Source organism: Paenibacillus sp. MER 99-2, assembly GCF_023714095.1.
Lineage (GTDB): Bacteria > Bacillota > Bacilli > Paenibacillales > Paenibacillaceae > Paenibacillus.
Window position 1 is genome coordinate 1,673,318 of record NZ_JAMAUZ010000001.1, and the last position, 20,635, is coordinate 1,693,952.

Annotated in this window: 20 protein-coding genes; 18 read left to right on the forward strand and 2 right to left on the reverse strand. The window is 41.4% G+C overall.

Going from position 1 to position 20,635, the window contains the following annotated elements:
• Positions 1 to 2 precede the first annotated feature (2 nt).
• The 5 genes from M3636_RS07515 (at position 3) to M3636_RS07535 (ending at position 7,370) form a co-directional block, all read left to right on the forward strand.
• Positions 3 to 3,128, forward strand: coding sequence for a GNAT family N-acetyltransferase (locus tag M3636_RS07515; protein ID WP_251381878.1), 3,126 nt, complete (start codon positions 3 to 5; stop codon positions 3,126 to 3,128).
• On the forward strand, positions 3,125 to 3,985 hold the full coding sequence (locus M3636_RS07520; RefSeq protein WP_251381880.1) for an amidohydrolase family protein: 861 nt from the start codon (positions 3,125 to 3,127) through the stop codon (positions 3,983 to 3,985). Before M3636_RS07515 ends, M3636_RS07520 begins: the two co-directional genes overlap by 4 nt.
• Before the next feature lie 238 nt (positions 3,986 to 4,223).
• Positions 4,224 to 4,898 (forward strand): response regulator transcription factor, encoded by a 675-nt coding sequence (locus M3636_RS07525; protein WP_128102050.1) that lies wholly within the window; start codon positions 4,224 to 4,226, stop codon positions 4,896 to 4,898.
• Positions 4,895 to 6,265, forward strand: a complete 1,371-nt coding sequence (locus tag M3636_RS07530; RefSeq protein ID WP_251381882.1) for a sensor histidine kinase — start codon at positions 4,895 to 4,897, stop codon at positions 6,263 to 6,265. Before M3636_RS07525 ends, M3636_RS07530 begins: the two co-directional genes overlap by 4 nt.
• A gap of 316 nt (positions 6,266 to 6,581) precedes the next feature.
• Entirely contained in the window at positions 6,582 to 7,370 is a 789-nt protein-coding gene (locus M3636_RS07535) for a phosphotransferase enzyme family protein (RefSeq protein WP_251381884.1), read from the forward strand.
• An 839-nt stretch (positions 7,371 to 8,209) separates the two neighbouring features.
• Here M3636_RS07535 and M3636_RS07540 read toward each other — a convergent pair.
• Entirely contained in the window at positions 8,210 to 8,665 is a 456-nt protein-coding gene (locus M3636_RS07540; RefSeq protein WP_251381886.1) for a VOC family protein, read from the reverse strand.
• Between the two features lie 124 nt (positions 8,666 to 8,789).
• Between M3636_RS07540 and M3636_RS07545 the strand changes: the two genes are divergently transcribed.
• Positions 8,790 to 9,731, forward strand: coding sequence for a helix-turn-helix transcriptional regulator (locus M3636_RS07545; RefSeq protein WP_251381888.1), 942 nt, complete (start codon positions 8,790 to 8,792; stop codon positions 9,729 to 9,731).
• 265 nt (positions 9,732 to 9,996) lie between these two features.
• Positions 9,997 to 10,596, forward strand: coding sequence for a hypothetical protein (locus M3636_RS07550; protein WP_251381890.1), 600 nt, complete (start codon positions 9,997 to 9,999; stop codon positions 10,594 to 10,596).
• A 105-nt stretch (positions 10,597 to 10,701) separates the two neighbouring features.
• Here the strand turns inward: M3636_RS07550 and M3636_RS07555 are convergent, their stop codons facing one another.
• Entirely contained in the window at positions 10,702 to 11,568 is an 867-nt protein-coding gene (locus M3636_RS07555; protein WP_128102056.1) for a MurR/RpiR family transcriptional regulator, read from the reverse strand.
• A gap of 179 nt (positions 11,569 to 11,747) precedes the next feature.
• On the opposite strand from M3636_RS07555, the gene M3636_RS07560 reads away from it, so the two are divergent.
• The 11 genes from M3636_RS07560 to M3636_RS07610 all read left to right on the forward strand — a co-directional run bounded on the left by M3636_RS07560 (position 11,748) and on the right by M3636_RS07610 (position 20,619).
• Positions 11,748 to 12,767 carry a Gfo/Idh/MocA family oxidoreductase gene (locus M3636_RS07560; RefSeq protein ID WP_251381892.1) on the forward strand — a complete coding sequence of 340 codons (1,020 nt, stop codon included), beginning with the start codon at positions 11,748 to 11,750 and terminating at the stop codon, positions 12,765 to 12,767.
• Between the two features lies 1 nt (position 12,768).
• Entirely contained in the window at positions 12,769 to 13,767 is a 999-nt protein-coding gene (locus tag M3636_RS07565; RefSeq protein ID WP_251381894.1) for a Gfo/Idh/MocA family protein, read from the forward strand.
• A gap of 205 nt (positions 13,768 to 13,972) precedes the next feature.
• Complete coding sequence (locus tag M3636_RS07570) at positions 13,973 to 14,302, forward strand: hypothetical protein (protein ID WP_128102059.1); 330 nt, start codon at positions 13,973 to 13,975, stop codon at positions 14,300 to 14,302.
• A 604-nt stretch (positions 14,303 to 14,906) separates the two neighbouring features.
• Positions 14,907 to 15,518 carry a DUF1361 domain-containing protein gene (locus M3636_RS07575; protein WP_251382502.1) on the forward strand — a complete coding sequence of 204 codons (612 nt, stop codon included), beginning with the start codon at positions 14,907 to 14,909 and terminating at the stop codon, positions 15,516 to 15,518.
• A 60-nt stretch (positions 15,519 to 15,578) separates the two neighbouring features.
• Positions 15,579 to 15,914 (forward strand): HIT family protein, encoded by a 336-nt coding sequence (locus M3636_RS07580; RefSeq protein ID WP_251381896.1) that lies wholly within the window; start codon positions 15,579 to 15,581, stop codon positions 15,912 to 15,914.
• 45 nt (positions 15,915 to 15,959) lie between these two features.
• A complete protein-coding gene (locus tag M3636_RS07585; protein WP_251381898.1) occupies positions 15,960 to 16,427 on the forward strand; it encodes a hypothetical protein in 468 nt (155 codons plus the stop codon).
• A gap of 149 nt (positions 16,428 to 16,576) precedes the next feature.
• Positions 16,577 to 17,980, forward strand: coding sequence for an outer membrane protein assembly factor BamB family protein (locus M3636_RS07590; RefSeq protein ID WP_251381899.1), 1,404 nt, complete (start codon positions 16,577 to 16,579; stop codon positions 17,978 to 17,980).
• A 33-nt stretch (positions 17,981 to 18,013) separates the two neighbouring features.
• Positions 18,014 to 18,430: a hypothetical protein gene (locus M3636_RS07595; RefSeq protein WP_251381901.1), complete on the forward strand. Its 417-nt coding sequence runs from the start codon at positions 18,014 to 18,016 to the stop codon at positions 18,428 to 18,430.
• A 190-nt stretch (positions 18,431 to 18,620) separates the two neighbouring features.
• A complete protein-coding gene (locus M3636_RS07600) occupies positions 18,621 to 19,406 on the forward strand; it encodes a copper amine oxidase N-terminal domain-containing protein (protein WP_251381902.1) in 786 nt (261 codons plus the stop codon).
• Positions 19,407 to 19,572: 166 nt separating this feature from the next.
• Entirely contained in the window at positions 19,573 to 19,881 is a 309-nt protein-coding gene (locus M3636_RS07605; RefSeq protein WP_251381903.1) for a hypothetical protein, read from the forward strand.
• 99 nt (positions 19,882 to 19,980) lie between these two features.
• Complete coding sequence (locus tag M3636_RS07610; protein ID WP_251381904.1) at positions 19,981 to 20,619, forward strand: NAD(P)-dependent oxidoreductase; 639 nt, start codon at positions 19,981 to 19,983, stop codon at positions 20,617 to 20,619.
• Positions 20,620 to 20,635 lie beyond the last annotated feature (16 nt).

The following is a 20,635-nucleotide window of genomic DNA, read 5'->3' on the forward strand; positions in this document are numbered from 1 at the left end:
TGATGAGCAAAATGCAAGAATTGACGATATCCATCGTAGAATATGAGCCACGATATGCACGTTCTATCGCGGATATGTGGAATGCTAGTCATGAGAGTTGGGGTGGTGATAATTCCCTCCAGACGGAACAGACTATCCTCCAAGAGCATCATCACAGCACGCATCTTCATGTATTTCTGGCACTTGTTGGTGAAGAGGTCGTTGGGTATTGCAGCTTCTCTCATTATAAAGAGGACAAAGGCGCGCTGTATATTCCACTACTTAATGTTAGACCCGATTATCATGGATACAAAATTGGAAAGAGACTTGTGTTACGTGCTATTGAACAGACGTTGAAGCTGGGATATCCAAGGCTGGATCTGTATACGTGGCCGGGCAATATCAAAGCAGTTCCTACGTATAAAAAGAGTGGATTTTTCTGGGAGAAAAGAGACGACACCACACATCTAATGAACCTGATCCCATCGGTGTTACAAACAGATGCGGCTAAGCCTTATTTTGAACAACTCGATTGGTACGTGGATAGTGTACGTGAAATTCTGGTGGAGCCAGATGGAAGACAAGAGCGTGGTTTTGATTATTTTACATATGAATGGCGTAAGGCAGATGTGAGTCTGAAAATGGAGTATGAACGCACTGGACGGGGCTTAAGACTTATTGAAACAAATGACTATCTAATTCAAGCAACGATTTTGCATGAACATAAACTTCCGTTTGGTTCAACATATAATATTAGGTATGAGGCTGTAAATAAAAGCGGAAAGCCCCTTACGATTGAAGTGAAGGGCGTAAGCAATACCGATATTCAGTTTGATTTACAGGGAGCACGATCTGTAGAGCGACAAGAACACATTGAGGGTAGTTTTCTGGTTCATCCGATCCAACGAGAACAGGATGTATTTCAGACACACCCTGTGGTTGAAGCGGAAGTGCGCATCAATGGACAAGCAGCTACCTTCAAGCTAGGGATTGAACCGAAATTTCCTGTAAAGGTTAAAGCTTATGCCCCTGGACGATCCTTATATATCGGTGATGGGTTCGAGCTAGATTTCACGGTGGAAAATGAGTATGACGAGGATACGGTATTTGCATTTCGTTTACCGAGTGATGATGTCCTGTCTTTTAGCCAACCCGATGTTCAAATTCAGGTTCCGGCGAAGAGTCGTCTTACAGTTTCCCTCACTGCTCAATTGTTGAGCTATGGAATCTGGCATCATCATTTTGACGTATATCATGTATCTGGAGAGGAACGTTCTATAGTCCTTTCACAAGAGACGAGTCTTGTCTTCCCTGGAATTCAATCCGCTTTTGGAGGGGAAACAGAACATGACTGGGTGATTTCCAATGGGAGATACTCGGTTCAACTTAACAAAATAAACAATAATGTATCGATCTATGAGGGGAAAGAAAGTACATTTTATTTGAATTTTCCTCAATTGGGTCTACCATATGTCTCTGAATTTAAGAAGACGCGTGCAACGCGAGTAACCTACCGTCAAGAGCATGGGATGGTGCTCGAAGCTGAGTATGATCTTGCATCTAGTACGGTGAAACTAGTTCAGATCATCCAATTATATAGCAATGGAACGATAAGCCGTCATCACATCGTAGAGAACAAGTCCAAGACCGCTCGTAATGAACCTATATTTCTGAAAGAAGGATTTCATCTTGGATCTGGGATTAGTGTTATTCCCTATGAGGATCAATACGTCGATGTTAGACAAGGACCAGACGCCTCAAACGCGGATTACTGGCAACTGGACAACGTGACCGAAAATTGGATTTTCACCGATGTTGGAGATTCTACGCGGGGCATCACTTGGCCGCAAGATAAGCAGCTTATTGTGGATGGCAGATCCTTTGCTATTGAGCACGAGCTTCATTTCCCCCAAGGAGGCCGGATTGAGACTAAACCCATTCGTATCGCTCTAGGGACATGGAAAAATTGGCGTGATTTCCGTTCCTTCGCCCAAAGTAATGAAGCTGTGGAAGAACTAGAGTCCATTCCTCAACTTCAGACAAAGGTGAATCAAGGGAATCCCTTTTTACATGGGACGTTAGAGGTTGAGATCTCAGAGCAAAAAAATGCATTTTTGGAAGGTGAGATTACACTCTCTACTGAAAAAGCTAGTACATCAACGCAGAAACAGCATGTGTCTATAGACCAAGCGTTGAATCGCATTGTAACACCAATGACCTGGCAGTATGGGCAAGAAGCAGATTTAATGTCACTGCAGATGAATATGGAGACGTATGAGATAACTCGAGCTCGGCTGGTATTTCCCGGTTCGAATCAACCGATTAATCATCAGTTGGATCAGACAGGTGACGTTCTTACGGTTAGCAACGGTGTTCTCCAATTTCAAGCGAGCAATACCTTTGCACCAGCCTTATATTCTCTGAAGCATCATGGTGTAGAATGGCTAGAGTCCTCTTATCCTAAACCTGGGCCAAAATCATGGTGGAATCCTTGGCTTGGTGGCATCTCTAGCGAAATACATGGGTTATCAACGACAAGTGTCCTTGGAGAAGAACGTGAAGCAAATTTTATAGCGCTTGAGGATAACCTAGGCAATGCTTGGTCAGGAATTAGAATGAGTGTCAGGATTCAAAAAAATGCGAAATTAAGAGGCCTCGTACTTCATCATTACTATTTAACTCTGCCAGGTGTACCCGTGCTTGCTACGACCACTCGAATAGAGCAGAATATGGGTGTGCCGCTGAAACTTTTCAGTTATATTAATCAATCCTTCTACCGGGCAAGCAATGAACTTACGGATACGAGAATAGATGTGAAAAATGATGCTGGCGAGCCCATTACCTACAAGGCTGGAAGGGTGCAATATGGAATCGATGTATCGAGCGGAATGATTCAATATGGCTCACAAGAACGCAAAGAACGTCTCACCTTCGTGGCACATCCGGAAATGGACGGAGTGAACTTACGAGTTAATAATCATATTGTTTCGTCAGTAGTAGAGGAAGAACTTGAGCTGCGAGATGGTGAGCAGCATTTCAGTAGACCACAGTTCTATATCATCTCAGATCTGATAGCTCCTGAGGAAGCGTATCAGGACCTACGCAATATTCGTTTTGATCCTATGAAAGTAGAAAGGATAATTCCATGAAGATTATAGATGCACATGTTCATTATTCTGATATTGCAGCTTTCAAAGAGACTGCGGAAACTTTAGCATCAATTGATTATAGTGAAAAAGGTTTGCTTGAAGAATTCAGTAAAGCTGGTGTTATTGCTGGGGTTGGGATGGGCGTTACTGAGACTGTCCCAGACGCGTTTCCTGATCCCAATGCGCTTAATCCAATGCTGCTTGACCTGAGTGAAGGGCTTCCTAATCATCTCTATACCTGTATTGGTATTAATCCATTAACCTTACATTTGGAGGGGCAGCTTGATGCAATAGAACAATCGCTGCGCTCAGAGCATGTGGTGGGTATCAAACTATATGCAGGCTATTATCACTTTAATGTTGGCGACGAAATATATGATCTTATATACAAGCTGGCTTCAACGTACCAGATGCCCATTGTCATTCACGGGGGACTGACGTATTCAGATCGTGGACTCTTGAAGTATTCACACCCGCTCTCGATGGAAGAGACGTTTCTGAAGCACCGTGATCTGACTTTTATGTTGTGTCATTTGGGTGATCCTTGGGTGATGGACACAGCTGCATTGCTGGAGAAAAACCCTAATCTCTACACTGATCTATCCGGATGGATCGTCGGAGATGCGGCGAAGGTTGAGCGGCTGTTGCAGGAGCAGACCTATACAGATCATTTCCGCCGTGCCATTGTATTTGCTGAGAAATATGATCGGCTGGTGTTTGGAACCGATTGGCCGCTGGTTCAATTGGAGCCGTATATACAATTTGTAAAGCATCTGATTCCTGAGGCTCATTGGGAGGATGTATTTTATAACAATGCACTGCGTGTGTTTCCAAAGCTAGCGCAGATGATGGAATAACTGCAGCAATTAGGACATACGAGGTAAAGGGATCCTAAATGACGAGGAACACCAAGAAGAAGGAATACGAAGTAGAGAGTGAGCCGCCTGAAGGCGGCTTTTTACTATACATATGTGCATGTGAACTGGAAAGAGATGATGTGCGGTGATGTCGAGGTTTGTCGAGGATAACAATGTTAGGTATAGTATAATGATATTTAATTGAATTATAAGATGCTACATAAGGAGATAGAGAACTATGCCTACGATATTGGTTGCGGACGATGATCCGAATATCCGCGAACTTGTCTGTTTATTTTTACGGAATGATGGATTTACGACACTTGAAGCAGAAGATGGTCAACAAGCCCTCACGGTGTACGGCTCAGCTCAAGTGGATCTTGTCGTGCTTGATATTATGATGCCGATCATGGATGGCTGGACATTGTGCAAGGAGCTTCGAAGAGCCAATCCGGATCTTCCCTTATTAATGCTCACCGCAAGAGGAGAGACATGGGAGAAGGTGAAGGGGTTCGAACTTGGGACAGATGATTACCTGACCAAACCATTTGATCCATTGGAGCTTACTGTACGTGTGAGAGCATTGCTGAAACGTTATAAGATTGGTTCAACACAGATGATTCAATTTGGCAATGTTATATTAGACCGGCAGACATATAAAGTCACTAGAGGTACAGAGTCACTAACCTTGCCGCTGAAGGAATTCGAATTGTTATATAAGCTCGCGGGAACACCTGGACAAGTCTATACACGTGAGCAGTTAATTGATCAGATCTGGGGCATTGATTATGTCGGAGATGATCGGACGATAGATGTACATATAAAACGATTGCGTGAACGATTCGCAACGACATCTGATTTTCGTATTGAAACGGTACGTGGGCTAGGATATCGACTTGAGGTCAACGAATGATTCGATCCTTATACATCCGCGTAGTGCTTACCTTCCTCATCTCTGTTATTGCGGGTACGGTCATCTCGTTTTTTGTATCGATATGGATCTTTCAGGAGCAACTTAATGAGAATGCAAATATTAATTTGCGAAACTTTGGTCAAGATGTTGTGCAGATCTATGAGAGGCTTCCGTCATCAGAAGCTGAATTGTTTATCAGTCATATGAAGCAGCTTGAATCCTATTACATTCGGATTTATGAAGCCACAGGTGAGTTTACATCATATGGACAGTCTGACAATCATAAATCGGCTAAGATTACGCCTGAGCAACTACAGACCGTGTTAAATGGAGGCGCTGTGCAAGATACACGAAATGGAATTGGTACGGCTCTCATAGGTTTGCCAGTCAGAACAGACATGGGAACCAAGGCGTTGTTCTTTGAAACACTTGCACCGCCTTCGGCTTCTTTTGTCATTTCGTGGGGATTAATCTTTGCGACCACTTCTTTAATAACAGGCAGCTTGTTGATCCTGATTGCTTCAGTATTTCTAGTTAGACCGATTAAAAAACTGACAAAAGCAACAAAACGAATTGCCGCAGGAGATTTCAATCTCAAGCTGAATATCAAACAAAGTGGTGAACTCGGTACATTGGCACGTAGTTTTGAAGAAATGACGCATGACCTCCAGCAACTGGAACAGATGCGTAGGGATTTTGTCGCCAACGTTTCACATGAGGTTCAATCCCCGCTCACTTCGATTTCAGGCTACGCGCAAGCACTTAAAAATGTAAGCCTCGCAGAGCAGGAACGTACGCGGTACCTGGATATTATTATTTCGGAAGCGAAGCGGATGTCGAAAATGAGCGATAGCTTGCTTAAGCTGAGTATGCTTGAATCACAGTCACAGCAACTGAAACTTACTACGCTAGGTCTTGATGAACAAATCCGCAGAGTAATCGTGGCGCTTCAGCCTCAGTGGTCAGCTCGTAATGTTCATTTTGAACTGGATCTTGAGCCTGTCAAAGTCACGGCTGATCATGATCAATTAGATCAAGTATGGACTAATATCATTGGTAATGGCATCAAATTCTCTAGAGATGGCGGCGTAATTCATGTTCATATGCAACAAGATAGCGATAAAGTGACTGTACGGATAACCGATGCGGGAATTGGAATTTCCCTTGAAGACCAAAAGCGTGTATTTGAACGGTTCTTCAAAGCAGATCGCTCCCATAGTCGCAAATATGAAGGTAGTGGCATGGGACTTGCAATCACCAAACAGATTGTAACGCTGCATCAAGGTGATATTCGAGTTGAAAGTGTACCTGATCAAGGAACGACTTTCATTGTTACACTGCCTGTGGCAACCACTAGGGATCATTAGATTTATTTTCGTATACAAGTGAATTGCATATCGTTTAGCCAATAGATGTTAGATCTGTACATGTTATGACTCCTATACAAGCTTGCTTGTGTGGGAGTTGTAGCACTTGTAGGTAAAGAACAGCTTGGAATGAACTGTTATATATATCTGGAATCGTATGATCCGTATAATCCAATACATAAATCAAATTATCTAATCTATTGGGTGGGGGGGGAATAGATTGAAGAGTTTTTTCAGTTATGACATAGGAGAATCAAGAAACTCTGTCCTCGTTCGAGCAAGAAATGTTGCCTTAACTGCAATACAGAGGTATGGGATGGACTGGGAGGAAATTCGATTTATCCAATGGTCTGATGCGATCACGTATCAGATTGTGACTTCAGCGCAAGAGAAGATTCTACTTCGTATACATCCTGATCGTTGGAGTAGAGAAGAATTAGCTTCGGAACTTGAGCTGCTTCAAGCCCTCAATCAAACGCAGGATATACATGTCCCTGAAGGGGTTAAAAGCTCTGATACATCGTTTATTGAACAGATCCAAACGGAGGAAGGGTATCAGCATCCTTATGTTACATTCATGCGGTGGGTAGAAGGTGAGCATCTAAATAAGGACATTACGGAGAACATGGCTTATCAGATGGGTGTAATGACGGGGAAACTTCATCAAGCAATCGCTCAATTTAAGCCATCAGCTGAATTTACCCGCCCGAGCTGGGGTGCGGATCGGTTTGAAGAGGAGTTCGACACGTTAGAGCCATACTATCCTCGTTTTCTTACAAGTGAGGCGTGGAAGAGATACCAAGATGCGGCGGAGAAGGTCGTCTCTACCCTCGTTCGAATGCCTCAAACCAGTGATAATTATGGTATGATTCACGGTGATTTGCATATCGGGAATATTATCATTCACAATGATCAGCCTCAGCCGATTGATTTTGGCAGATGTGGATATGGGCATTATCTTTATGATGTTGCAAGCACTTTACTAGGACTTCATGTACCCCAGCGAATTTCATTTATTGAAGGTTATGAGCATGTGAGACCGTTGAAAAAGAGCGATTTACAAGCTGTAGAGTGCTTCTTCATCATGAATCTAATTTCGGCCTAATGAATCTGAAATCGTGAACTTAATTGGTGAGCAACCCTACGCTCAAGCTTATATTAGAGAGTACTTAAGGGGTGCCTCGTTTTTGTTTGAAAGGGTTGAACCAGTGATTATAGAGGAGTGTAAGACTAGTTAGTTGCATGTCTATAGTAGGTTGTGTAATAAGAAAAAAATCGCCGCATGGGCGATTTTTCTCTTATTCGCTATGAATCAGCTGCTAGCATTTTAGCTATTATGGTTTCTGTAGTCTAATTGAGGTTCGTCTAATCTAGAGATTTCTTCTGCGATCTATTAGATCTAATATACTCATTACTGCGAAGACAGCCACTATGATCAAAATATAAACTAAAAATTCAATCCAGTTTACGTTGTCAAGTGTACCTCGGAACAAGTGATACAACACTTTAGTTGTAGTAACCGCAATAATGCAAAGGATAAGATTAGTTAATTTTTTCTTCATCAACGATACCTAATAGCCCATTCGGATCTCTTCAGGCCGAACGAGTACTACCTTTCTTTGTTATCTTGTGTCTTTTATTCAATGGATACTTAGCCAACTCTACGAGTCTACCAGTATAACACAAGATATGGAAGATAGAGGGTTAATAAATGAATTTCTGATTGAATAATTTTACAATTTGTCTTAAAACGAATAGATTAATGTCCATTAATCTGAAATATAACGAATGAGCAACGAGTAACAGCACTTACATTAGCTACAAAACTAACGATGACCCTTAGAACAGATTAGAGTGAGTTCGTTAGAAACGGCGCATCATCTAGGATCGTGATGGGACTTCGAATTTTACGCTCACTAAAGGGCATCGGCCAACCTTACTGGTTTACAAGGCTTTCAATCGAGCATCATACATCAGTTGAATCTGAATGCCGAAGGGATCTTCCACAACGCCATATGCCTTGCTAAATACATTACTGGATAACGGGGAAATGATTTGCACGCGCTGATCGGATACAAGGCTATGGTAGAAACGTTCGATTTCTTCTCTATCTGCACTTTGAATACATAATGAAGTGTTATTTCCAACGTGGAATGGCTCATTGATATTCATGGGATCTTCCGCGATCATAATTTTGGTGCTGCCAAGCTGTAAGACGGAATGAGAGATATAATTTTTATTTTCATCCGTAAGTTGTATAGAATTATCGCGTTCCGCCATCTGCTGATACGTTACCCGGAACCGTTCCTCTGCGCCAAAATGTGTTTTGTAAAAGTGAATGGCCTCCTGTGCTTTCCCGTTCATAGATAGAAAAATGGCTACCTCTAATGTTGCACTCATCGTATACATCTCCTTATTTCCGTATAATCAGGTAGATATCGATCTTATCAATTTGAAATATCTCCTTGAACTCATTATGCTAGTTAAAGGTGTCAAAACATGAAACCTTTATAGGGAGATAGCGATGAAAAAATCAGAACGATTAAATGACATGCTTAGATTCTTAAACGATCGTGAGTTTTTCAATTTGAGCGATCTGATGGAGAAATATCATATTTCCAAGAGCACAGCCCTACGGGATATTGATTCCTTGGAGCAATTAGGTGTGCCGATCTATGCCGAGCATGGCAGGTATGGGCGATATGGAATACTGCAGCATCAATTGTTAGCACCGATCCTATTCACAATGGATGAAGTATATGCACTTTATTTTGCGATGCTCACGCTTGATTCGTATCAATCCACACCATTTCATCTAAGTGTTAAGAAATTGAACGAGAAGTTCGAAGCCTGTCTGTCTCAGAAGCAACTACATCAGATCCACTTAATGAAAAAAGTCCTGCAATTCGAAGTGAGCCAGCATCACCATATAAGTCACTATTTGGATCGAATTCTGAAGAGTATTCTTCATGAGAGCACTTGTACCATTCAATATGTGAAAGGTCAGCAGGAAACGAGCTACCATGTTCAATTTTTCAAAATATCAGCAAAATTTGGGCAATGGTACGCTAGTGGCATCGACATACAATCCAATCAAACGAAGGTTTTTCGCTGTGATCGAATCACTTCATTCCAAGAAGAGATGTGTGATACACGCTACTCTATTGATGATTTACTTCATCGTTCATTAGACGCATATAAGTCTGCGAATAGCATCGAGTACGAAGTTGAGATCGCAGAGCAGGCCATAGATCTGTTTTATAAAGAAAATTATCCTTCAATGAACATAGAGCGCGGGGAGAAGACCTTCATTAGAGGATATTATAACCCCGGGGAAGAGAGCTTTATTACAAATTACTTTATGAGGTTTGGCACCTCGATCATGGCAGTGAAGCCGATCTCGCTCAAACAGATCATGGTACAACATATGGAGAATCTTGTGAGCCACTACCTGGAACTCGAATAAATAAGCGGATAGATGACATGTTTCTAGATAACATTTTTCTCATTTCTTGTAACTTTGGCAATGGAACCTCCGTCATATAGATTGAGGTGAGAGAATGAGGTCGTATAAATATGGGGCGAAATTAGTTTTTGTATTTCTTATATCCATAATGTTAACAAGCTGTAGCATCAAGAATGATGGGGAAATGTCGTCATTAGGCGCTTCAGACAGTTCAAGCACTTCATCGCCGTGTGTAACAGGAAACATTACTTTGGTGGATTTCCTAATGATTAATGATGTTATGTACTCGCTGAATGATAGTAGGTCCGATGCAACTCCAATTGAGCCTGAGCTCATGGGGGACAAGGTTGGTGAAGTTAAATTTACAATGAGTGAACAAGCTTGTTCAGATCATGTTGTGCAAAATGGAGACGCTGCATTCCTTCCAGTCGGCACATCTGTATATGAATTAAAGGGTTATCGGGCAGAATTTCGTGTAGTAGCTAAGGGTAGAATGTACCAGGTTAATGACAATCCTAAGGCTGGGACGATGGGCGATCTGATGGACATCGCTTCAAAGGTAGAGAAGATCAGCTTGGAAAGTGGAAATGACGGTAGTATAATCGGTGATTTCACCGAAGAAGCAACATCAGAATTTGTAAACGAGTTATTACCTTTACCATATGTAGGCTTTGACGAAGTATATAAAAAAGCAAAACATGACTATGGTATCTTCCTGCGTGTGTATCTGCAAGATGGTACTTCTATGCGTATGGTGTATTATCCAAAAGCGAATGCATTCTCGGCAGGAGCCTTTGGAACAGAGCGGTTAAATGAACTAATTGTTACGCAAAGACAACGGATCAAATCCGCGGCAGGCATGTAATGGAGCATATGTAAAAGAGGCTATCTCGATCAACGGGATGCCTCTTTTTCTATTTAATACAATATGTGCTCACATATTCGAGTCAGATCATCGAAATTTCGGGAATCAAATATCCTTAATTACATTGTTCATTTGGAACTTCTTAAGTGACTCCGTTGTTGTATGCATATTCTTCAAGTAATCAATTTTGTAGATGCAAGAGTAGAGCACGTTCAACACGTATTCAAAAGCAATCTGTGACGAGAACGTCCCAATCTTAGCGAGCTTTTCCTCATCATTAGGTACTCGAATGCAATACGTACTGAGTTTGGCTAACTCACTCTGGTTACTTGCTGTAATGGTGATGAATGGGATATTCTCACGGTTGAAGTGCTGCGCCACTTGAACATAATTCGGTGAGATCCCATGGTACGTTAGGAAAATAGCACAATCCTGAGAAGTTAAATTAATGGTGTGATATATCCATTCAGATAACTCAGTCGCAATGACCACATACTTATTAATTTTAAAACATTTATTTTGAAAACTTTTTGCTCGAATTTGTGAATCCCCCTGCGCATAGATGAAGATCCGATTGGCATTATTCAGCAGATGTGCTGTCTGTGATAGGAGCTCGTCGTCCATATATGCAACGTTCTTTTCAATCGTTTCCTTCATCAGTTCTGCAATCTCTTGTGCCACCTGGAGTGAAGATTCACCTGAGCTAAATGGATAGTTAGGATTCACGTTGGAGATGGGCTGTGTACTCTGCTGAAATTCACGGGCAAGCGTAATAGTAAACTCTTTGAATCCAGTAAGACCTAACTTCTGCGTTAGACGATGAATGGCCGAGTGAGATGTATATGTTGCTTTGGCAAGCTCTTGAATGCTTAGTTGGAGAACATGCTCTTTGTGTTTCAATATGTAGGATGCGATGCTCTTTTCATTTGGTGTAAAGTTCTGCATTTCGGACAACTGCATTAGGATGTTCAACAGGATCACTCCAGCTTCTGTAAATTAACGTGAATCAAGAATAGAAAATAAACATTTTGTTCAGAAAACTACCCGTGTAGCTTGTACATAATGATCGAAAGTACCGTTATCGCGTCAAAGCCTTTACGCAAGACCGTCTTATTCTATAATAAATGAAAAGACACTGAGGAGGAAACTTTATGTTAAACATCGGATATATCGGCAATGGAAAAAGCACCAATCGATATCATCTTCCGTTCTCACTGAACCGGGATGAGCTGAACGTCAAAACAATCTATGCACGCAGCTTGGAGAAAGTGGAGTGGGAAAGAGTACCAGGTGTTGAGTATACGGATGATATTTCATCTCTAATGAACGACCAAGACATTCAATTAATTGTCATCTGCACTCACACAGAGTCACATTACAGTTATGCCAAAATGGCACTGGATCATGGCAAAAATGTACTCGTTGAGAAGCCTTTTATGTTAACAAAAGAAGAAGCTGTGTCTATTTTCGAATATGCAAAAGAAAAGAATCTGATCATTCAATGTTATCAAAATAGACGATATGACTCAGACTTCCTTACAACCAAGAAAGTGATTGAATCCGGCAAGCTTGGGGATCTTCTGGAAGTTGAAATGCATTACGATTATTATCGACCTGAAATACCTAACGCAGTCTCCCAGTTCTCCAAATACAACAGTTATCTATATGGACATGGTGTGCATACCATTGACCAGGTCCTTTCTTATTTCGGTAAGCCCGACCGAATCCATTATGATGTCCGGCAGTTATTAGGCGCTGGCAGAATGAATGATTATTTTGATCTGGACTTTTATTACAATTCACTCAAAGTATCCGTAAAATCAAGCTTTTTCCGTCTGAAGCCAAGGCCAAGTTTTGTGGTATACGGTAAGAAGGGTGTTTTTGTGAAGCAAACAGAGGATCGCCAAGAGGAGCATTTGAAATTATTTTACCTGCCTAAAGGGCATGATGATTTTGGGATTGATCTGCCTCAGCACTACGGCGTGCTCACGTATGTGGATGATGATGGAACATACCATGAAGAAAAAGTGATTTCTGAAAAAGGCGATTATGCACGCGTGTATGACGATATATATCAAGCCATCGTAAATGGCCGAGACAAAGTAATCCGTGACGAAGAAACCATATTAGCCATGGAAATCTTAGAGAATGGCATGAAAGGGTGTAGCTAAGATGAAACTAGGAATCGTTGGAGCAGGTATGATTGTTCAGGATCTATTGAGTTTTATTAAGGACATTCCTACGATATCTTTGCAAGCAATAAGCTCTAGACCAAGTCATGAGGAAAAATTACGTTTGCTGCAACAACAATATGGCATTGAGCAGGTGTATTCCAATTATAGTGAGATGTTAAGCGATCCTGATGTCGATACGGTTTATATCGGATTGCCCAATCACCTTCATTACGATTATGCCAAAGAAGCATTGTCACACGGCAAACATGTCATTTGCGAGAAACCATTTACCTCCAATCTGTCCGAGTTCCTGGAACTTAAGGAGTTAGCTGAGCAGAAACAGTTAATTCTGGTGGAAGCGATAACCAATCAATATTTAAAAAACTACCTGTCCATGAAGGATCACATCTCTCAATTGGGAGATATCAAAATTGTCGAATGTAATTACTCACAATACTCATCACGTTATGCTGCTTTCCAAGCAGGCGAGGTTTTGCCAGCGTTTAATCCAGAGATGTCTGGCGGGGCATTAATGGATATCAACTTATATAACATTCATCTCGTTGTAGGTATGTTCGGTAGTCCTGAGCGAGTAGAGTACTGGCCTAACATGGAGCGAAACATTGATACATCAGGCATTTTGTTTCTAGATTACGGTGATTTCAAGTGTGTCTGCATAGGTTCTAAAGATAGCACAGCTCCCAATTCCGTAAACATTCAAGGAAACAAAGGATATATTCACATGGCAAGTTCTGCGAATATCATTGACAGCTACAGTTATGTCCTTAATAAGCAAGAGCCGATCCGTGTGGATCAAAAAGATCATGCTCATCGTATGTATGATGAATTCGTAGAGTTTGATCGGATGATTAGTGAGCTGGATTGGAATAAGGCTGCCCACATGCTTGAGCATAGTGAAAAGGTAATGCAGGTTGTTGAACAGGCCAAACAATCAGCCAATCTTGTTTTTGGTCCGGATCGATTACTCCATAATTAAAGAGCAACAGAGCAGACAATAGATTCAGACAACTTGACCGTATCCTGGTATGTTACCGGGAGCGGTCATTTTCTTTTTTAGATAGATAATAGATAAAAGAGCAAGCAATGATGGAAAATGATATCTGATCCATATTTCCCTTCGCAAACCTTCATCTCTGGGTTATATTAGAGGTTGTATAATATTGGAAAGGTGAGAATATCTTATGAGCAATGCCAAGATCGTCAGTTTCATAGGCGTGATTTTGTTTACCTTGGTAGCTTCTGGTTGCGCTGCGACAAATGCTATTGTAAACAGCGAGGAAGAAAACGCTCCTCCTCAAATTGTAAAAGCGCTCCAAGTGAAGACAGATGACAATCCTATCGATCAGGCCTTCGGTGAGGATTTTGAAACGGCTTCTGCGACTACCGAGATCAATTATGTTGCGAATGCATATTTGGAGGCGTGGGAGGCGGAATGGAATCATATTTTGGCTGAATTAAAGCAGCACTATGAACACCCGGACGACATATGCATTAACAAAATACAAAAATAGCTATGAGAAGTTTGTTGAACAAGCGTCCGATCTTGAGAGAATAGATTGGTCAGACACCTCGGTATCGCCCGGCCCGGATCGCACTGAAGGTACAGGAGCGCGAAGTGCTTCATTGTTGAAAGAAGCGGAGTTGCTCAAGAGACAAGTGCTACACCTGATTGATAACTATTTTTACGAGAGTAGTGAATATGGGGAATACATATATCTATACCAAGGTAATGGCGCGGAACTAGATCTTCTAAGGTGAAATAGACTTACGAATGATATGCAGAAAGGGCTGGATTATCTTGAAGATACATCTTGTAAGACATGGCGCGGATGAAGACGGATATCGTGGTGGCTGGAGCCAACGCGGATTAGTTGAAGAGGGGATCATACAAGCATCCATACGGTAACGAAAGCAAACGAAGGATGGAAAATAAGTGAAATGAACATTAGAAATCATTTGAATGAAACGTAAGTTTCAAGCAACCTTGGTTAAGGAGTATTTATGAATATTAATAAGACACCTATTGAAGATATAAAATTAATTAGTGTGTTGGTGCTGGCAACCTTATCTTGCCTTGGGCTGGCTCAGTATTTACGTGTCCAATCAGACAAGAACATGTTCAACTTCCTGAGCTGGGATGTTTTCTTAGCATGGGTTCCTTTCATTTTATCGACAATCATCAGATATATATCCAGTAAAAAGATAACTAAGCCTAGCCTTGTAGGGATAGGGCTGCTGAGTGTTGTTTGGCTTTTCTTCCTTCCGAATTCTGCGTATCTGTTTACGGAAATTCTACATTCATTTCGATATTTGGATGCACAAGGGGAGGCAAGATTTTGGTTCCGAATGGACTTTTGGTATAGTCTGACGGTAACTTTTGGAGTAGCTATCATAGGTCTATTCCTCTCCATATGTTCAATACATCAAGTTCACCGAATGTTAAATCGAATGATGAGCAGATTGAGCAGCATGCTGGTTGTTGGTGTTATTATTCTGCTGAGTAGTTTAGGCGTATATATCGGGCGATTCAATCGGTGGAATAGCTGGGATCTATTATCACAACCTAAGCAGATTCTAAGAGATCTCATGATGGATATAAGCTCAGGACGAGGTTTGTTAGTAGAATTTGTTGCTATTTTGTTTACAATCCAAGTTTTTGGATACGTGATTATAGGTTTGTTGACTGCGAGATCGAGTAAGCAAGAAGAGAGAATCATTAATCACTAGGATATTATTTGGCAAACAGTATTGCAGTAACTGATAAACTTGAATTAGGAGCGTGAGTAGATGACGAACGATTTTTACTGTGACGAGGTATTGAACGGTAAAACAAAAGTAAAGACCGTAATGGAAACCGAAAATGTCTTAGCGTATTATCACACTCGTCCGTTCTATGAAGTTCATATTGTTGTCATTCCCAAGAAACATATTGATTCATTAATTAGTCTTATGAAAGAGCAGGATCATATGTTGTTAATTGAGATGATGGAAGTTGTTTCACAGATTTCTGCAAGATTAATCTCCGAATACGGGGCGAGTAAAATTGTCACGAATATAGGAAAGTATCAGGATTCCAAACATTTACATTGGCATGTTGTGTACGGAGAAATAATAAGAGATTAATACAGATAAAAGAGGATGATCCAGTATTGTGGAGGTGTGGGATAGATGTATGCTAAGGATTACCGATATATTGGGATGAAGATCATAGCGGTTTTCGTCTCAACGCTGATCTTGAGTTTGTATGGATCCTGGAGAGCCTATACACCCGAATCTGATCGAGTATCTGACGTAGGTTATTACTCCTTCGGTGGAATATTAGCGATCCAAGTCGTTCCGATATTCTTTGTATTTATCATATTAGGCGTAATCTTGTCTCCATTTATTGATACAATGATATTTAATAAATTCGATTCTAAAGGTGTAAAAGGGTTATTAACGTTCGTAACCGCTTATCTATTGCTTGGTGTGGTTAGTGGAATAATGATCTCCATTTTCTTTCGTAGAGTGGATTCAATTCTATTTTTCAGCACCCTTTCAATTATTGGTGCCATGATTTTTCTTGTCGTTCAATTGGTATTGCAAGGCATTTTTTATAAGCGCAGAGCTACGGATGATCCAAAGCAAAACGTCTAAATAACTTATGGATTCAAAAAGTCACCTAACGGTGGCTTTTTTTAGTGTTTTATTTGTTAATTACAAAATTTGCAACTTTATCCCTGATCATCGCGTTATGTTTATGTGGTCATATATGGAAGTATTCAGACTAGGAGGTTATCTCTATCATGTCCAATAAACAGACTCAGCACATGAATTCAACTCGGCAAATGCGAGTAATTAAGCCAGTCATTGCTGGTGTAACGGCTGCTATGTTTGCCGCTTATGCTGTACTCAGCGTACTACCAACTCAAGCCCATGCAGAGGCTTCTTATATTTCGGTGCGTAACTGGCATTCTTATAATAGCTACTCCGTACCTGAGGTTAAAGCATCATGGAGTGCCAATGTAGATAATTACCTTAAGATGAACGAAGCTTATTTAGAATGCAGTGCTATTGCCGAAGAGGGTAAGGTATTTACATTTGTGGGATCGAAGTTGGTTGCACTCGATGCCAAAACGGGAAAACAGTTATGGACGTATGGCCAAAAGCTAACACCATTCATCACTTATAAGGACGGGACTCTCTATGGATTAAGTGCTGATCATAAGCCTTATGCACTGACTGCAAAGACAGGTAAGGTGAAATGGCAGTCTGGCACATCCACGAGTATAGATGCAATGCTGCGTACCGAAGCTTTAATTCCTAAGACAGATACATTCTATGTGATTAATGGAAGTACAACTTTTGCATTTGATATGAAGTCAGGCAAGCTGCGCTGGAAGGCGAATGAACCGTTGGGTGAAGGGAACGGCACTGCGTATCTAGAGGAGTCTGATGGGGTTGTACTGCGAACTTTCAATGTACAAGGTGCACTATCTTCCATACAGCTCAATGCGTATGACAAGAAAACAGGCAAGAAGCTATGGAGTGAATTTGGTCAAGGGGAAGCTCTGCAAATTAAAAGTGGTCTTGTGTATTCAATCGACTATTACTCGTCAATGCTCGAAGAATACGATTCAATCCCTGATCGAACCTGGAAGGTTAATGTGTACAATCTGCAGACGGGTGTGTTGAAAGGCAGTCAGGAGTATTCATGGAAAATGGCTGGAGAACCACCGTATGCCAATGGTCGGGGCAGTATATTAGCGAACCAAGATAAACTGTACATTGAACAAGGGGATAAAATAGCAGAGTATTCGCTAAACGTCTACAAAAAAGGAAGTGCTCCCCTGCGAACACTACAGCGACATCATGGGGAGAACCTAGAGTTGATTGGCATCGTTCAAGAACGGCTGATCTATAAGAACTATACGACAGGAGAACTGACCGGCATTAAACTGGCTAATGGTCAGGAGGTCAAATGGTTAGGAGATGCACCTATTTCTCAGATTGATGTCTATGGTAAAGGTATGTATCGGGCACAGCGCAACGGTACCTTGCTTGGCATGGATATGCTGTCAGCGAAGCCTCTTTTCCGGGTAGCGACTGGGGGAGATCTGCATCATACAACGTTAAAAACGGATGGGATGCTCATCGTTCAGACGGAAGGCAAGATTCTAGGCGTGAAATTACCGGCAGCTCTGAAATAAACTCTCCGAGCCCAATAAAGGTGGGTATATGTATTGAATCGAACCAGTGATGGAATACAGTCTTGTTCACGTTTTCTAATCTCTAATATAATCGTCACGCTAATCGCCGTTGGCATATATGGTGGAGTCATGTTCACTGACCCTCAAGCCAGCGTGGATATGAGTGACCGAGCGAGCATCCTATTTTATCTGGCTTATATCAGCATACCTGTGTTTATCGTATTCGTATTGCTCACCACAGTCCTAGTTTGGTTCAGAGAACGATTACCAAAGAAAAGACACACTTCGAATGTCATCGTGTACAATGTAATAATTGCCGGGATCGTAAGTATGTTATTTTACCTTGTGCATAGTGCATTTTATGAAACTAGCTTTGTATTAGCCATATCACCATTTGTATCTACACTGACCTTTAGTGTCTTGTATCATACGTATATTACTAAAACTTAATCTACGTTCTTGCTCGTCTAAATGTGATGTAAAGAACTAAGTCGTAGCCCTGGAGTATTCAGTGCTGCGGCTTTTTTCATTGTAGATAAACTTTTAACGAAGATTGTACCAATATTTAGAAATTGTATTTAAAACAGCGACTATATATAATTTTAGACCTACATAATACATCCTTGGGAGAGCGGACATCATGAACAAATTGGTTTCAGTATTTATCATCTTCTTATTCATTCATACCATTGCACTCTCGGCAGCCGTTTCAGCATCTGAGCTGAAAGAATCGCCTATCATCGTAGATAATGGCAAGATTATTAGTGGTAGAACGCTAATTCCAATCAAGGTGGTTTCTACTCATTTTGGTTATCAGGTAGGATGGGAACAAGAAGCGAAGGTGGTTACGATTCTTGGTCGGGGTACTACGATCCGTATGAAGATATATTCTAACGAAGTGAGTCTCAATGATCAGAAGCTTACGCTTGAGGTGCCAGCACAGATATATAACGGGGTCACTTATGTTCCGTTGAAATTTCTGAGTGATGTGTTCGGAGCGAGTATCCGTTGGAATTCGACCTTCAAGGTGGCGCAAGTGCTGTGGGAAGATCAAACGATGTTAATATACACGGAAATTAAACGGATTCCGGATGTGACTGATAAACAGGTTGATAGCCTGTCCAAGGCAGCTAATGAGGCTGCTGTGATTACAGATGTGAAATATGCCAAAGAGCATCTTAAACCTTATTTCACGGATAAATTGCTAGGTAAGATCCTATGGAATAAAGGTTTGCCATTTCGAATTCAATTTGATTCCAAACATCAAAGTGCGGTCACCTATCCGAATATCTACCATTCCCAAGCTGTGATGACTCAGCTCTCATACTTTGCGCTCCACACCTGGGTCACTCGGACGATGGAGTTGGAGTATGTAGATCATCGCTGGAAGATCAGCCGAATTGATTTTAAATACACGTATTTCTAATAAAATGATAAGCTCGCTTAGCGAACACGGCTGCATGGGTCAGAACTCTGGCTTATGCAGTCGTTTTTTTTGACATTAGATTCAGAGAATGAGAAAATGTTGTGTTGTGAGAAAAGGATAGGGGGTAACTCCCCTGATAAGAAAGCTATATATTGGAGGTCTATGGATGAATCAACGATATCGTATTACAAGAACCATGCAGGAGAATAACGCGGAACAAGCGATCACTCTGGAAGAATGCATGCAGTATTTTGCGGACAAAGATGACTTTGCGTACTCCAGCGTTTTACATGTAAAAGGGCCTGAGAGTATCATGTCGATTGACGGAGATTTTTTCATGTGGTCACATGGGGGTAACGAAATTCCATTTCGTTTATTCTCGGGAGATCTGTATGTGGCAATCTCCAATGAAGCAGTCGTTCCGAAGATGATTGAGATCGCAACGGATCTGCGCGCTGATATTGTTGAAGGATAGGACAGTGCTTGAACTGCACACAAGTTCAGCTTGAAGCGAAACTACAATGAGATTGAAGAGGATAGAAGGTAGTTATTTTGCAGCGACAGGAGTAAGGTTATGAACATTATTGTTTTTGGAGCCACTGGCAAAACCGGCCGCGATATCGTAGCAGGAGCACTGAAGAATGGGCATCAGGTTACCGCGTTTGTCCGCAATCCCTCTAAGCTTAACATGACTCATCCCAATCTTCATGTCCATACCGGAGAGATCACGAATATGGAAGACGTTGATAGGGTCACCAAAGCCCAACATTATGATGTGGTTTATTCAGCGATAGGTTCTAAAGGGATGTTTAAACGCGAACCCTTACTCATTCAAGCCATGCATCATATGGTCAAAGCATCTGAGCAGAACGGTGTAGGCAAGTTCATTCATATCTCCTTCGCCGTTGTGCGATCAGATGCTGGTAAGTTAGGTTTGTTGTATAAGCTAATTGTCCCTAATGTGATGAAAAACTTGCTTCATGACCATCGAGAGAAGGATGCGTTAATCAAGCAAAGCAGTCTAAACTGGGTTCTGGTACAGCCTCCCATTCTAACTGTAGATCCATATTCCGGAAAGTATGTACATGAGGAGCGCATTCATCCTGACAAGTCTCGTAAGTTGAAAATGTCACGAGCCAATTTGGCTGACTTTATGTTGAAGCTAGCGAATGATTCTACTTATGATGATAAAGAGGTATTTGTAACCGAGTAACTGCACCCCATTGAAC